Genomic DNA, 14281 nt, shown 5'->3' with positions numbered 1-14281 from the left:
GAAGAGCAGACCTTCTCGGCCATTTCCGAAGCGAACAGCTTGGCTTGTGACGCCTCCGACAGGCAAGGCTTGCCGGCGCTGCGCAGGCGCGCCGCGTGCAGGATCAACAGGCGCGCCGCGTTCAGCCGGGTATGCATGTCGGCGAGCAGATTGGCAATGCTCTGGTGCTCAATGATCGGCTTGTCGAACTGCACCCGACCACGGGCGTAGTCCAGGGCTGCTTCAAATGCCGCGCGGGCGATGCCCAGCGCCTGGGCGGCGATGCCGATGCGTCCACCTTCAAGGTTGGACAGGGCGATGGCCAGGCCCTTGCCGCGTTGCCCCAGCAGGTTGGCTTCGGGGATGGTGCAGTTGTTCAGGGTGACTGCGCAGGTGTCGGATGCGCGAATGCCCATCTTGTGTTCGGTGCGATCTACGATGAAACCGGCGGTATCGGTTGGCACCAGAAAGGCGGAAATTCCGCGTTTGCCCAAGTCCGGGTCGGTCACGGCGAACACGATCGCCAATTTGGCGCGCTTGCCATTGCTGACGAATTGCTTGGCGCCGTTGATCACCCACTGGCCATCGCGCAGTTCCGCGCGGGTGCGCAAGTTGTGGGCTTCGGACCCGGCCTGGGGTTCGGTCAGGCAGAAGCAGCCAATGGCTTTGCCGCTGGCCAGGTCCGGCAACCAGGCCTGTTTCTGTTCTTCGGTGCCAAAGTTCAGCACGGGCCCGCAACCGACGGAATTGTGGATGCTCATCAGGGCGCCGGTGGCGCCGTCACCTGCGGAAATTTCCTCCACCGCCAGCGCATAGGCCACGTAGTCGACATAGGTGCCGCCCCATTCCTCGGGTACCACCATGCCCAGCAGGCCGAGCTCGCCCATCTTCGCCACCAGGGCGTCATCAATCCAGCCGGCCTTTTCCCAGGCCTGGGCATGAGGCGCGATTTCACCCCGGGCGAAATCCCGGGCCATGTCGCGGATCATCACTTGTTCTTCGCTCAATTCGATATCGTGCATGACTCAGCTCCCGCTCCGGTCGAAGCCTTCAAAGAAACTCTCCACATGCCCGGCGCCCAGCGCCTGCAAGGTGGGAGGGTTCCAGCGTGGCGTCTTGTCTTTGTCGATCAGCAAGGCGCGCACGCCCTCGATCAGGTCACCACGCTCGAACCACTGGCGGTCCAGGTGCAGTTCAAGGGCAAAACAGTCTTCCAGACTCAGGTGGCGACCACGGCGCAGCATTTCCAGGGTGACCCCCATGGCCAGCGGCGAGCGCGTCTCCAGCAGGTCCGCCGTCGCCAGCGCCCAGTCGTGGCTGTCAGCCACCGTGACGGCACGCAGTTGCTCAACCATACTCGGCACGTCGGGCAAGGCGAAGAAGTGATCGATGGCCGGGCGCAGCGCAATCAACGGCGCATCGGGCAGTTGCTGCACCGCGAGCCGGGCCAGTACGCCCTGCAGGTCCTTGAGCGCGGTGTCGTGCCATGCCATCTGATCAAGCTGCTCGTCCAGGATGGCGATTTTATTGCTGTCCAGGTACCAGTCGGCCAGCCCGCAGTAAAGAGCATCGGCTGCGCGAATCTGCACGCCGCTGACGCCCAGATAAATCCCCAGTTCACCGGGAATGCGCGAGAGGAAATAACTGCCGCCGACGTCCGGGAAATAACCGATGGCCACTTCCGGCATCGCCAGCCGGCTCTTCTCGGTGACCACGCGCAGATCGGCACCTTGCACCAGGCCCATGCCGCCGCCGAGGACAAAACCGTCCATCAGCGCCAGCACCGGTTTGCGGTAGTGATGGATCGTCAGGTCGAGGGCGTATTCCTCGACAAAGAAATCTTCGTGCAACGTGCCGCCGCTTTTGAAACTGTCGTACAGCGATCGAATATCGCCGCCGGCGCAGAAGGCTTTTTCGCCAGCACCGCGCAGCACTACTGCGTGGACATTGGCGTCAGTCGCCCAGGCGTCGAGCTGTTGTTGCAGCAGGCGCACCATGTCGAGGGTAATGGCATTGAGGCCGGCGGGGCGGTTGAGAGTGAGGTGACCGATGTGGTTGCGAACCTCGGCCAGCACGTCGTCTTGCGTGGCATCCATGGACTGTGTCCGCGGGGATGAAGCCTGAGCTGTCATCAGTAACTCCCTGCTTTTATTGTCTTTATTCGAGAAGCTCGCGCGCGAGCGTTACCGGATCGTAACAGTGCAAATTTGTCGTGTACAACGGGGATATCTGCAGGTCCAGTCTGCAGATATGCATGCAGGGAACGAAACCTGACTACGCGGACCGTCCCGTGAACACGTCGCCAATGCTGCGCCGCCGGGCGTGCACTTCACTGGCATGGATCAATTGCTCCAGGTCTTCGGGCGTGACGTCGTAGAAGGCCTCCAGGTCTGCCAGGGCCAGCTTCAAATCCTGCGCGGTGATGGCCTGGCTGTCGACCACGGCGGGACCGGCGGGCACTGCTACCGGGGGCTCGCCTGCACGTTTGGGATAACGGATGCGCGTCAGGTTGTTGTAGAGCAGGGCACACAACAACAGGGTGGCAGCCCCGAGCATCACGGGCCCCAGGGCTTGCCAGTCCAGGGCGATGGTCGCAGGGTCGGCCAGCACCAGGGTCAGCGCCAGGGCGCCGGCGGGCGGGTGCAGGCAACGCAGCCAGCACATCAGGATCAGCGCAACGCCCGCCGCCAGGCATGCGCTGGTCAACGTGCGACCGAGCACGTGCGCTACCAGCAGAGCCACCACTGCAGCGCTCAGGTAGCCGCCCAGGATCGCCCAGGGTTGGGCGAGGGCACCGGATGACACGGCAAACAGCAGCACGGCCGAAGCCCCCAGCGGCCCGATCAGGTGTTGGGCCACTTCGACGCCGAAAACCCGGCTGCACAGCCAGACGGTGAACATCGTACCTATGGCCATGCCAATCGCGGCGCGGCTCCATTCAGTGGGGCGAGTGTTGATGGCGGCAGGTAACCAGCGAGCAAGCATGAATTAAACGATCCGTGAAAAGCAGGCGAAAAAAAGGCTCGGCTGGAAACCCAGTAAGCCCTTGAAAGCGTTCCCACTGTTGGGGGAGGAACGCGCACAGTTTGCCTCGCTATACGGGCACTGACAAATTCATATTAATGCAGGTTCAATGCATTAATTATGAATTAAATGGCAGCGTTGCCCATTTTAAATGACAGCTGATTTGACTTTTGCAGCCCCGGCCGGCAGGGTTGGGAGCCCCACCGGGGCACGTCAGCTGATGGAGATTGTGGTTTAGCCCGCACCTGACTACCGCAAGGCAGCTCATGGCTGTTTTTTGTTCAATGACACCGATTTCACTCAAGGCCGTTTCGTTTGACTGACTTACCCGCTTCCAAGGCTAATCCGCTCACTGTCTACCTGGCGCGATTGGCACCCTCCAGCCAAATGACGATGCGTTATGTCCTGCAGGATGCCGCCGATCGCCTGGGTTTCGAAGACATGAACGTCGAGGAAATTCCCTGGCATCAATTACAGCCCGAGGATGTCGTTGCGCTGGTTGCAGCGCTGCGCGAGGACGGTTATGCGCCCAACACCTCATCGCTGTACGTCAACGCGGTACGCGGGGTCATGAACGAAGCCTGGCGCATGAGCCTGATCAGTCAGGATCACCTGTTGAAGATGCGCTCGGTGAAAGGCATTGCCGGGACACGCCTGTCGCAAGGACGCAATCTGAAGCGCACGCTGATTCACGAGCTGATGGAAGTCTGCGCCGCTGACCCGCGACCGCAAGGGCTGCGCGACGCTGCGGTGATTGCGCTGCTGTATGGCACCGGGATGCGCAAGTCGGAGTCAGTGGACCTGGATCTGGATCAGGTCGACTTCCGCGAACGCAGCCTGACCGTCACTGGCAAGGGCAACAAGCAACTGATCAAGTACGCGCCCGCCTGGGCCTTCGCCAAACTCGATGCCTGGCTGGAACTGCGTCGCTCGCAGCTCAAGGAAGGCGAGAGTGACGATGGGTTTCTGTTCAACCGCATTCGTCGCGGCAGCCATATCACCCGTGAGCGCATCACCAAGCACGCGATCTATTACATTGCCCGCCAGCGTGGCGCGCAGGTCGGCGTGAAGATCATGCCCCACGATTTTCGCCGGTCGTTCATCACCCGGGTGATCGAGGAGCACGACCTGTCTATCGCGCAGAAGCTGGCGCACCACAGCAATATCCAGACGACCGCCAACTACGATGTGCGTGACGACAACGAGCGGCGGCGGGCGGTGGATCGTTTCGATTTGTGATGCGGTTGCAGGAGCGAGCTCGCTCGCGATGGTCGTGAACGAACTCTCTGGCAGCCTGATATCCCGCTTGAACAGTGACGAACATACAGTGGGGGCAACACCCGGCGCAGTACTTGTCAGTGTTTACAGGCTGGTGGGGCAGGTGTTTTGCGGGTTTCCTGCGCCCTGACTGATCAGCGCGGCCAGACGCTTGACGTTGTTCTGCTGCGCATCAACCAGGTCATCAATCGAAGGCCCGGATGGGGTCTTCAAGGTGCTGCGGCAGGTGAGGGTGCCCTTGTCAGTGGAGCCTGCGTCGCGCAGGCGCCATTTTACGTCGATCAGCCCATATTGACCCGGAATCGAGTCGAACCGCTGCACCTCAAGGCGCACCGAGATATTGCGCCTGGGGTTGCTGTTCACCATCTGGTCGATCAACGCCGCGCCTAACTCATCCACCAGGCTGGCGCCCCACCATTGGGTTTCAAGAATCGCGATCCCGGTGTTGCCCTGACGCACGACGATCTGCGGACGATCGACCTGCGGCGGCACCGTCAGCGATTCGATCTGTATCTGCGCCGTGGACTGCGAATTCGCGTTCAACTGCGCCGGGGTCAAGGTATGGAACTGAATCGGATCACTGCGGCAGGCGGCGAGCAACGACAGCGCGGCGAGCAGGGTGATCTTCAGCGGAAAAGCCATGGGTGATGCTCCTGTGGTCATTTGCTCGGCGGCCCTTGCAGGTCGATAGGCGCGGCATTATTGGGACGTCCGCGAATCAGCGATTCGGGGTGGCGTCCCAGGTAATCCGCCAGGTCGCGCAAGGAACGCGAGGTACGGCCCAGATCGTCCAGGGTTTCGGACAGTTGCTCACGTTGCGGCGAGTCCTCGGCCAATGTCGAGTTGGCCGACTGCAAGGTCTTGCTGACGTCGGCCAGGGTGCTCTGGACGCCGGGCAACGTCTTGGCATTGAACTGGGTCAAGCCCTTGCGCAGCTCGACCAGATTGGCATCGAGGTTGTTGGCGATTCGTTCGATCGGCAGTTTGTTGATCTTGTCGACCATCGCCTCCAGTTTGCCCTGAATCTCCTCCAGGCTGCCCGGAATGGTTGGAATGCTGACGGGGCGGGCAGTCGCATCGAACGTGACCTTTGGCGCCTTGGGATAGAAGTCCAGTGCAATGTACAGCTGCCCTGTCAACAGGTTGCCACTGCGGGCCTGGGCGCGCAGGCCGTTCTCGACGAAGGAGCCCATCAGGCGCACTCCGGCGGCCTCGTCGTTGGAATCGTGATTCAACACTTTTTGAATCTTGGTATGGGCCGTGCCGAGACGTTGCGGGTAGATGACGATGCCGACATTCACCGGAAAACTGCGCTTCTGCGCATCGAAATCGAGGTTGACCGAAACGACTCTGCCGAACTCCGTACCGAGGAACTCCACCGGGGCGCCGACCTTGAGCCCTCGCAGCGCCTGATCGAAGCGCAGGCTCAGGTACTGCGCCTTGCCATTGGGCGGGGCGAGGGCGGTCTGCTGATCCGGGAAAAGCTCATAGGCATATTCTTCTGCCGCAGGTTTGTCGTCAGGGCTGTACTCAGGAGCGCGAAAGGCGATGCCGCCGACCAGTATCGAGGACAACGACTCGGTCTTGAGCGAAAAGCCATTGGCGCCGACACTCACATCAATGCCGCTGGCGTTCCAGAACCGGGTGTTTTGTGTGACATAGGCATCATTGGGCGAGTGGACGAACACGTCGATGTTCACGCCTTTGCCATCGGCGTCCAGGGCATAGGCCACCACCTGGCCGACGGGGATCTTGCGGTAGTAGACCGGCGAGCCGATGTCCAGCGAGCCCAGGTCCTGGGTGTGCAGGGTAAAGCGCTTGCCCGGTTCGCCGTAGGTGATCGGCGGCGGGTTTTCCATGCCCTGGAAGCGCTTGGCCCGGGTGTTGGCCTGGCCGATATCAGCGCCGATGTAATCGCCGGACAGCAGGGTATCGATACCCGACACGCCGCCAGCTCCTATGCGCGGGCGCACGACCCAGAATTTCGAGTCTTCACGGGTAAAGCTTTCCGCCTGCTTGGCCAGTTTTATCGTGGCATTGACACTCTTCTGGTCGTCACTGAGTTCGACTTCCGAGACATGGCCGATGACCACGTTACGGTATTTGACCTCGGTCTTGTTGGCCGTTAGGCCAGCGCCCGTCTTGAACGTGATGGTGATGGTCGGCCCTTGCTGCAGGATGCTGTGCACCACCAGGGAAATACCTACCAGTACCGCAACAATGGGCACGATCCACACCAGGGAAACACTGAACCTGCGGGTCTTGATCGGTGCCTGGCCGGGGGCTGGGGCCCGTCAGTGGCTTGCGACTTCATCCATGACCTCCTCGTTATGCGGCTTTTCCCGCGAATCATTCCAGATCAGGCGTGGGTCGAAACTCATCGCCGCCAGCATGGTGAACACCACCACCAGGCCAAAAAACAGAATACCCGGCCTTGGCTCGATATCGGCCAGGGCCTGAAACTTCACCAGGGCGGCGACCAGCGCCACGACGATGACGTCGAGCATCGACCAGTAGCCGATCACCTCGACGAAGCGATACATTTTCGAGCGCTCCCTGCGTGCCCACAGGCTGTTGCGCTGCACGGTCACCAGCAGCAGCGTCAGGGCCACGAACTTGATGCCCGGCACCGCGATGCTGGCGATGAAGATGATCAGGGCGATGTCCCAGGCACCGGCTTCCCAGAACTCCAGCACGCCACTCATGATCGTGCTGTCGGCGCCATTGCCGACCATCTTTGTGTTCATGACCGGCAACAGGTTGGCGGGAATGTAGAACACCAGCGAGGTCAGCAGGTAAGCCCAGGTCCGGGTGATCGAGTTGGTCTTGCGTCGGTGCAAGGGCGCGTCACAGCGTTCGCACTCATGGGGTTCATGCGTCATGTCGCAGGCCAGTCCGCAACTGTGGCACAGGCACAGATTGAGTTCGCTGGCAGTCGGTGGTCGCTTCATAGAATGTCCCAGAGGTCACGGATGTCGCGACCGGCAATGCGGATCATCATCAAGCTCAGCACGGCCAATGCGAACAGGCCGATGCCGGGCAACACGTCGAGCAGGCCGGCGAGTTTGAACACCGCCACCATCGCCCCCAGCAGACACACTTCGAGCATGCTCCACGGCCGCAGGGTTTCCAGCCAGCGCATGCACAGTTTGAAGCCCGGTGCGCGTTGCGAGCGGAGGGCGAAACTCAGTACCCAGACCAGCAACACCAGTTGAAAGATCGGGGCGATGATCATGGCGATCGCTGCGACCATGGCGATGAAGGTGATGGGTCCCTGGCTCAGGGCCAGTACCGAATCCCAGAGCGTGGCACTGTTTTTCAAGCCCTTGAGGCTGATGCTCATTACCGGGTAGAAGTTGGTGAAGATCCACACCACCAGCGCCGTGAGGCTCAACGCCAGGCGCTGCTCTATGGTCAAGCCGTTATAGCGCTGGAGCACCCCGCCACAACGTGAGCACAGGGTTTTCTGATGTTTGGCGAGCGTCGCTTTTTGAAACACGCAATCGCAATGCTCGCAGATGATCAGCTGGTCGTTCGAGGCCATGGGTCGCGCTCAATAAGAGGCTTTAAAGGCAGAGCACCTCCTCAATATAGAGGCGAGTGGCGAATCAGCAAATCGAAATTGAATCAAAGCCATGAGAAGACAGAAGGCATGAACCCTGTAGGAGCTGCCGAAGGCTGCGATCTTTGCCTTTATTTAGGGTCAAGGTCAAAAGATCGCAGCCTTCGGCAGCTCCTACGGGGAGGGGGCGGATGCATGCAGTCAAGATCAAAGATCGCAGCCTGCGGCAGCTCCTACGAGGGCGGATTTAGCCCAGGATCTCGCGCACCCGATACCATAACATCCCCAGTGCCAGCAGCGGCGAGCGCAGCATCGGGCCGCCGGGGAAGGTCATGTGCGGCACGGCGCTGAAAACATCGAAGCCCTGGCTGTGTCCGGCATGTATCGCTTCACCCAGCAGCCTGGCGCACCAGTGGGTCACGTTCAGCCCATGCCCGGAGTATCCCTGGGCATAGTAGACATTCGGGTGCTGGCCCAAGCGACCGACCTGGGGGAAGCGATTGGCGCTGATGCCGATCTTGCCGCCCCATTGGTAGTCGATGCGCACATCCGCCAGTTGCGGGAACACCTTGAGCATCTGCGGGCGCATATAGGCGCCAATGTCCGTCGGATCGCGGCCTGAGTAATGACAGGCACCGCCAAACAGCAGGCGTCGGTCTGCCGAAAGCCGGTAATAATCCAGCCCGACCTTTTGATCGCACAACGCCAGGTTGTGGGGGATCAAGGCACTGGCGGCATCCGCCGTCAGCGGCTCGGTCGCAATGATGTAGCTGCCGGCGGGCAACACCTTGCCACTGAGTTTGGGTTCGAGTTCATCCAGGTGCGCGTTGCACGCCAGCACCAGCCTGCCAGCGCGCACCGTGCCACCCGCGCAACGCACCTGCACGGTATCGCCATGGATCAACTCCAGCACCGGGCTCTGCTCGAAGATCTGCACGCCGAGGGACGCAGCCAGGCGCGCTTCGCCAAGGATCAGGTTGAGCGGATGCAGGTGCCCCGAGCCCATGTCCACCAGGCCGCCGGCATACACGCCGGAGTCCACCACTTCCTCGCGGATCTGCTGCGGCCCCACCAGGCGGGTTTCATGGGCGTATCCACTGGTCTGCAGTTGCTGCTGCTCGGCCTTGAATGCGGCGAACTGCGCCTGGGTGTTGGCCAGTTCGCAAAAGCCCCAGCGCAAGTCGCAATCAATGGCGTGCTCGCGAATGCGCTGGCCCACCAGTTCGACCGATTCCGTGGCGGCGCGCTCCAGATAACGCACGCCATCCGCTCCGATGTACCGGCCAAACCCGCTGACGTCATGGCCGATCCCCCGAATCAACTGCCCGCCATTGCGCCCACTGGCGCCCCAGCCAATCCGCCGGGCTTCGAGCAGAATCACCGAAAGCCCACGCTGCGCCAGCTCTATCGCGGTATTGACCCCGGTAAAACCGCCGCCGATCACACACACGTCAGCGACCCGATCAGTCGCCAGGCTCGGGTAGGCCGTCAGGTCACGGGCCGTGGCGGCGTAGTAAGAGTGCGCATGTTCCTGGGTGTACTGGTTCATTTGTTGGACTTCACTTTGCTCCAGGACCGGGTCATCAGACGCATGATCGCTTGAGGCGGGGTGGTGGAAATGTAGAGCTTGTCGAGAACTGCTTGAGGTGGGTACACCTCAGGATTGTTGACCAGCGCCTGATCCATGTACTGCTTGGCGGCCGGGTTAGGGTTGGCGTAACCGACCGACGCACTGACCTTGGCGATTACCTGTGGATCGAGCAGGTAATTGATGAAGGCGTGGGCTTCTTTGGTGTTGCTGGCGTCGGCCGGGATGGCCAACAGGTCAAACCACAGGTTGGCGCCTTCTTTCGGAATGGCGTAGGCGATGTTCACGCCGTTCTTGGCTTCCTTGGCGCGGTTGGCGGCCTGGAACACGTCGCCGGAATACCCGAAGGCCACGCAGATGTCGCCGTTGGCGAGGTCCGACACGTATTTCGAGGAATGGAAATAGGTGATGTACGGGCGAATGCTCAGCAGCTTGGCTTCAGCCTTTTTATAGTCTTCCGGGTTTTCGCTGCGCGGGTCCATGCCCATGTAGTTGAGCACGGCGGGAAACACTTCGTCGGCGGAGTCCATCATCGACACGCCGCACTGGGTGAGCTTTTTCAGATTCTCAGGCTCGAACAACACGGCCCAGGAATCGATGTGATCAATGCCCAGCACTTGCTTGACCTTGTCGACGTTGTAGCCGATGCCGTTAGTGCCCCACAGGTACGGTACCGAGTGCGCGTTGCCCGGATCGTTTTTCTCCAGAAGTTCGAGCAGCTTCGGATCGAGGTTCTTGAAGTTCGGCAGTTGCTCGCGATCCAGTTTGAGGAACGCACCGGCTTTCACCTGACGGGCGAGAAAGTGGTTGGACGGCACGACCACGTCATAACCGGTGCGGCCGGCGAGGAGTTTGCCTTCCAGGGTTTCGTTGGAGTCGAAAACGTCGTAGATCACCTTGATCCCGGTTTTGGCCTGGAAGTCGGCGAGGGTGGTTTCGCCGATGTAGTCGGTCCAGTTGTAGACACTCACGGTTGGCTGGGCCTGAGCCACTGCGCTGAACAGCAAGGCCAGCGTTGCCGGGACCACGGATTTCAATAGACGCATTCGACACCTCTTGGAGTTATTGGATTTTTCAGGTGTTTCTGTCGTGTTCTCGCTGCCTCATCGCGAGCAGGCTCACTCCCACAATTGACCGCATTCCATAGTGGGAACGAATGGCATGCACTCCCCTGTGGGAGCGAGCCTGCTCGCGATGGGCCCTTCGCAGACGCCTGATACCTAAACGCTGAACAACAGAAATTCACGCTCCCACGAGCTGATCACGCGCTTGAAGTTTTCATGCTCGGCGCGTTTCACCGCGACGTAGCCACGCACAAACTTGTCGCCCAGGTATTGCGCGACGGTTTCGCACTCTTCCATTTGCGTCAGTGCTTCTTCGATGGTGATTGGCAAGCGCAGGTTGCGGCGTTCGTAGGCACGGCCCTCGACCCCGGCACTCGGCTCGATCTTTTCGACCATGCCGATGTAGCCGCAGAGCAGGCTCGCAGCGATGGCCAGGTACGGGTTGGCATCGGCGCCCGGCAAGCGGTTCTCGACACGCATGGCTTCCGGGCTCGAGGTCGGCACACGCAGGCCGACGGTGCGGTTCTCTTCGCCCCATTCGACGTTGACCGGCGCTGAGGTGTCCGGCAGGAAGCGGCGGAACGAGTTGACGTTGGGTGCGAACATCGGCAGCACTTTCGGGATGTACTTCTGCAGGCCGCCAATGTAGTGCAGGAACAGCTCGCTCATCTTGCCGTCGGCGTCGACGAAAATCGGCTGGCCGGTGCTGATGTCCACCACGCTCTGGTGAATGTGCATGGCGCTGCCGGGCTCATCGCCGATGGGCTTGGCCATGAAGGTTGCCGCCACGTTGTGCTTGAGCGCCGCTTCGCGCAGCGTGCGCTTGAATACGGTGATCTGGTCGGCCAGGTCCAGCGCGTCGCCGTGACGGAAGTTGATCTCCATCTGCGCCGGGCCGTCTTCGTGGATCAGTGTGTCCAGGTCCAGGCCTTGCAGTTCACACCAGTCGTAGACGTCTTCGAACAGCGGATCGAATTCGTTGGCGGCGTCGATGGAGAACGACTGTCGGCCACTTTCGGCGCGGCCCGAACGGCCCAGTGGTGCCTTGAGCGGCAAGTCCGGGTCTTCGCAGCGCTGGGTCAGGTAGAACTCCATTTCCGGCGCAACAATCGGCCTCCAGCCTTTGTCGGTGTACAGCTGCAAGACTTTCTTCAGCACGTTGCGCGGCGACAGTTCGATCGGGTTGCCGAACTTGTCAAAGGTGTCGTGGATGACGATGGCGGTCGGCTCGATGGCCCATGGAATCACGTAGACCGCGTCAGCCACTGGCTTGCAGACCATGTCGATGTCGGCCGGGTCGAGCAGGTCGTAGTAGATGTCGTCGTCGACAAAATCCCCGGTTACCGTTTGCAGCAGCACACTTTCCGGCAGGCGCATGCCTCGCTCATGCAGGAACTTGTTGGTCGGTGCGATCTTGCCGCGGGCAATGCCGGTCAGGTCGCTGACCACACATTCAACTTCGGTAATCTTGTGATCTTTCAGCCACGTGAACAGCTGATCGAAAGGGGCATTCATAAAGACCTCGTTATTGGTTTTATAGACGCCGGGGAGGGCGGGTTTCATCTTCCGCCCCTTCCCCTGTGGCGCGTTGACGACTATCTTGGGCGAGCCTTGCAGTTCCATCTATCCACTTTAAGCAGCACCAAAGCGCACCAAAAGAGTGCGCAAGGTCACCCCATGACAACGTGCAATCCGCTCCAGGTTCAAGCATTCAACACCGCCGATGTGGCCGAGCAGGTCCGTGCCACACCGGGCTGGGTCCAGCATTACCAACAGATGTCGCCAGGCCATTTCGCCGGGCAGATCCGCTATCTGGATTTGCAGGGTGTCGAGGTTTATGAAGAGCAGATGAACACTCGGGTCGAGCAGAATTTCAGTGCGCCGTCCGGTGCGCTGGCGTTCTGTTTTGATCGCAGCGATAACGCGCTGTACCTGCTCAATGAAGAGAGCCGCAACATCTGGATCACCCCGGAGAACTACCAGGAAATCGCCGTGGTCTTCGGCCCGGACTTCGTGCGACGCCATGGCCTGGACGTTGCCAGGCTCGAGGGGCTGTTCCTGGCGCCGTTGAATTCAGGGCAGAACGCCTTGTTCAGTCGCTGGCTCAGCAGCACCTTGACCCAGCTGACACAGACAATCGATCCACCCAGCAGGGAAGCCCTGACCCAACAGTTGCTCGAGGACTGCCTCTATCTGCTCGACAATGCCAGCGTGTGCTTGGATCACGGTGGCCTGCAGCGCCGCACCGAGGAACGGGCGGTGATGAAGCGCATTGGTGAGTGGGCAGCGGACTCGCCTGAGGAAACCCTCAACCTGCTGCAACTTGCCCAGGTTGCCGGGGTGTCGTTGCGCCAGGTCCAGCACGCGTTCAAGGCCTACACCGGCATGACGCCCACCCACTGGCTGCGCTTGCGCCGACTGAACAGTGCGCACCGCGAACTGCTCGGGCGCAGCCCCATGGACACCACCGTGGCCGAGGTCGCGATGAAGTGGTCGTTCTGGCATCTGGGGCGGTTTTCCAGCAGCTACCGTGCGTTGTTCAAGGAATTGCCGAGCGAGACGCTCAAGCGAAGTGGCCGTAACCACCGCGTAACTGGATGATCCTGTGTCTGCCAACGCCTGTGGCGAGGGCGCTCGCTCCCGCTATTTTTCGCAGGCGTATCTTTAGCCCGATCAGACTGTCGGCGCAGGTGTGGCCAACGCGATTCCCGCCGCGCCTAACCGCTTCAGTATCTCGAACAACAGATCACTCTTGGTAGCGCCGACGATCCTCGGGCTGCTAACGTAGCCCGTCACCGTCAGCGTGATGCCCTCGGGGCTGAGCTTGCTGAAGCGCACCATCGGCGCAGGCTTGTCGAGAATGGTTTCGTGCTCGCAGTAGGTGTCGTACAGCAGGTTCTTGACTTGCTCGGGGTCAATGTCCAGCGGAAAGGTCAGCTCCAGGCTGGCCACCCCCTGCGCGCTGCCGCCCAGGGTCACATTGCGCAGGTTCTGCGAGATCAGTTGCGAGTTCGGCACGATCACGATCGAGCGGTCGCTGAGCTGGATTTCCGTGGCGCGCACGTTGATCCGGCGGATGTCGCCCTCGACGCCGCTGATGCTGATCAAGTCGCCGACCTTCACTGGTCGCTCAGTCAGCAGAATCAGGCCCGAGACGAAGTTCTTGACGATCTCCTGCAAACCAAAACCGATCCCCACTGACAGCGCACTGACGATCCACGCCAGGTTGGTCCACTGGATACCCAGGGACGACAGCGTCAGCAGAATCACCAGCGCGTAGCCGATGTTGGCAAATAGCGTGCTGAGCGACGCGCACATGCCCGGATCCATATTGGTCTTGGGCAGGAACTCGTTATCCAGCCAGCGGCGCAGCGAGCGGATCAGGTAGATGCCGATCAGCAGCGCCAGCACCGCGTTGAGCAAATGAGCCGGAACCACATTGAGTTTGCGCAAGCCGTCGCCACCGAGGATGGCCACCACTTGGCTGAACAATTGCCCCAGCGTGACGCCGACGCCACCGACGAACATGGAAATGATCGCCAGTAACAGCAACGCGGCGCGGCCCACACCGGACAGCACGATGGAAATCTGCTCGAGGCGAGTGTCACCGATGCCGAGCAATTGTTTGAGCGCCTTGCCGCTCGGGCTCTTGGCGGAGAACAGGTATTCACAGCTGTCCTTGAGCAGCTGGATGAGCAGGTAGAAACCGCAGAGGATGAGGAAGCCCCAGACCAGCTCATAGGTGATGAAGCGTGCCAGGGATACGTAACCGATCAGCAGGGCGAA

At 60.8% G+C, this 14281-nt stretch carries 12 protein-coding genes and 1 pseudogene; 2 read left to right on the top strand and 11 right to left on the bottom strand.

Annotated elements, in window-relative coordinates:
• From JFT80_RS07035 to JFT80_RS07025, 3 genes are all read right to left on the bottom strand, one after another.
• Positions 1 to 1001, bottom strand: a 1001-nt coding sequence (locus JFT80_RS07035) for an acyl-CoA dehydrogenase family protein (protein WP_201147377.1), incomplete at its 3' end; no start/stop codon positions are given.
• Positions 1002 to 1004: 3 nt separating this feature from the next.
• Positions 1005 to 2111, bottom strand: coding sequence for an enoyl-CoA hydratase/isomerase family protein (locus JFT80_RS07030; protein WP_201147376.1), 1107 nt, complete (start codon positions 2109 to 2111; stop codon positions 1005 to 1007).
• Between the two features lie 142 nt (positions 2112 to 2253).
• The gene (locus JFT80_RS07025) at positions 2254 to 2964 is read right to left on the bottom strand and encodes an HPP family protein (RefSeq protein WP_201147375.1); all 711 of its coding nucleotides are present in this window, start codon (positions 2962 to 2964) and stop codon (positions 2254 to 2256) included.
• Between the two features lie 426 nt (positions 2965 to 3390).
• On the opposite strand from JFT80_RS07025, the gene xerC reads away from it, so the two are divergent.
• Positions 3391 to 4242, top strand: coding sequence for a tyrosine-type recombinase/integrase (xerC, locus tag JFT80_RS07020; RefSeq protein WP_242482821.1), 852 nt, complete (start codon positions 3391 to 3393; stop codon positions 4240 to 4242).
• A 123-nt stretch (positions 4243 to 4365) separates the two neighbouring features.
• Here xerC and JFT80_RS07015 read toward each other — a convergent pair whose 3' ends face one another.
• The 7 genes and pseudogenes from JFT80_RS07015 to JFT80_RS06985 all read right to left on the bottom strand — a co-directional run bounded on the left by JFT80_RS07015 (position 4366) and on the right by JFT80_RS06985 (position 12010).
• Positions 4366 to 4923: a membrane integrity-associated transporter subunit PqiC gene (locus tag JFT80_RS07015; RefSeq protein ID WP_201147373.1), complete on the bottom strand. Its 558-nt coding sequence runs from the start codon at positions 4921 to 4923 to the stop codon at positions 4366 to 4368.
• Between the two features lie 17 nt (positions 4924 to 4940).
• Positions 4941 to 6595, bottom strand: a pseudogene (locus JFT80_RS07010) (intermembrane transport protein PqiB).
• Positions 6576 to 7232, bottom strand: a complete 657-nt coding sequence (locus tag JFT80_RS07005; RefSeq protein ID WP_201147372.1) for a paraquat-inducible protein A — start codon at positions 7230 to 7232, stop codon at positions 6576 to 6578. The pseudogene JFT80_RS07010 and the gene JFT80_RS07005 overlap by 20 nt, the downstream one beginning before the upstream one ends.
• On the bottom strand, positions 7229 to 7825 hold the full coding sequence (locus tag JFT80_RS07000; RefSeq protein WP_201147371.1) for a paraquat-inducible protein A: 597 nt from the start codon (positions 7823 to 7825) through the stop codon (positions 7229 to 7231). Before JFT80_RS07000 ends, JFT80_RS07005 begins: the two co-directional genes overlap by 4 nt.
• A 265-nt stretch (positions 7826 to 8090) precedes the next feature.
• The gene (locus JFT80_RS06995; RefSeq protein ID WP_201147370.1) at positions 8091 to 9392 is read right to left on the bottom strand and encodes an FAD-binding oxidoreductase; all 1302 of its coding nucleotides are present in this window, start codon (positions 9390 to 9392) and stop codon (positions 8091 to 8093) included.
• Positions 9389 to 10477 carry a polyamine ABC transporter substrate-binding protein gene (locus tag JFT80_RS06990; protein ID WP_201147369.1) on the bottom strand — a complete coding sequence of 363 codons (1089 nt, stop codon included), beginning with the start codon at positions 10475 to 10477 and terminating at the stop codon, positions 9389 to 9391. Before JFT80_RS06990 ends, JFT80_RS06995 begins: the two co-directional genes overlap by 4 nt.
• Before the next feature lie 174 nt (positions 10478 to 10651).
• On the bottom strand, positions 10652 to 12010 hold the full coding sequence (locus JFT80_RS06985; protein WP_201147368.1) for a glutamine synthetase family protein: 1359 nt from the start codon (positions 12008 to 12010) through the stop codon (positions 10652 to 10654).
• Positions 12011 to 12172: 162 nt separating this feature from the next.
• Between JFT80_RS06985 and JFT80_RS06980 the strand changes: the two genes are divergently transcribed.
• On the top strand, positions 12173 to 13096 hold the full coding sequence (locus JFT80_RS06980; protein WP_201147367.1) for a helix-turn-helix domain-containing protein: 924 nt from the start codon (positions 12173 to 12175) through the stop codon (positions 13094 to 13096).
• A 72-nt stretch (positions 13097 to 13168) separates the two neighbouring features.
• Here the strand turns inward: JFT80_RS06980 and JFT80_RS06975 are convergent.
• On the bottom strand, positions 13169 to 14281 hold a 1113-nt coding region (locus tag JFT80_RS06975), incomplete at its 5' end, for a mechanosensitive ion channel family protein (RefSeq protein WP_201147366.1).

The sequence above is a fragment of the Pseudomonas sp. TH10 genome, from assembly GCF_016651255.1.
Lineage (GTDB): Bacteria > Pseudomonadota > Gammaproteobacteria > Pseudomonadales > Pseudomonadaceae > Aquipseudomonas.
Note: the sequence above shows the minus strand (reverse complement) of the source record. Positions and strands in the feature narration are given on the sequence as shown.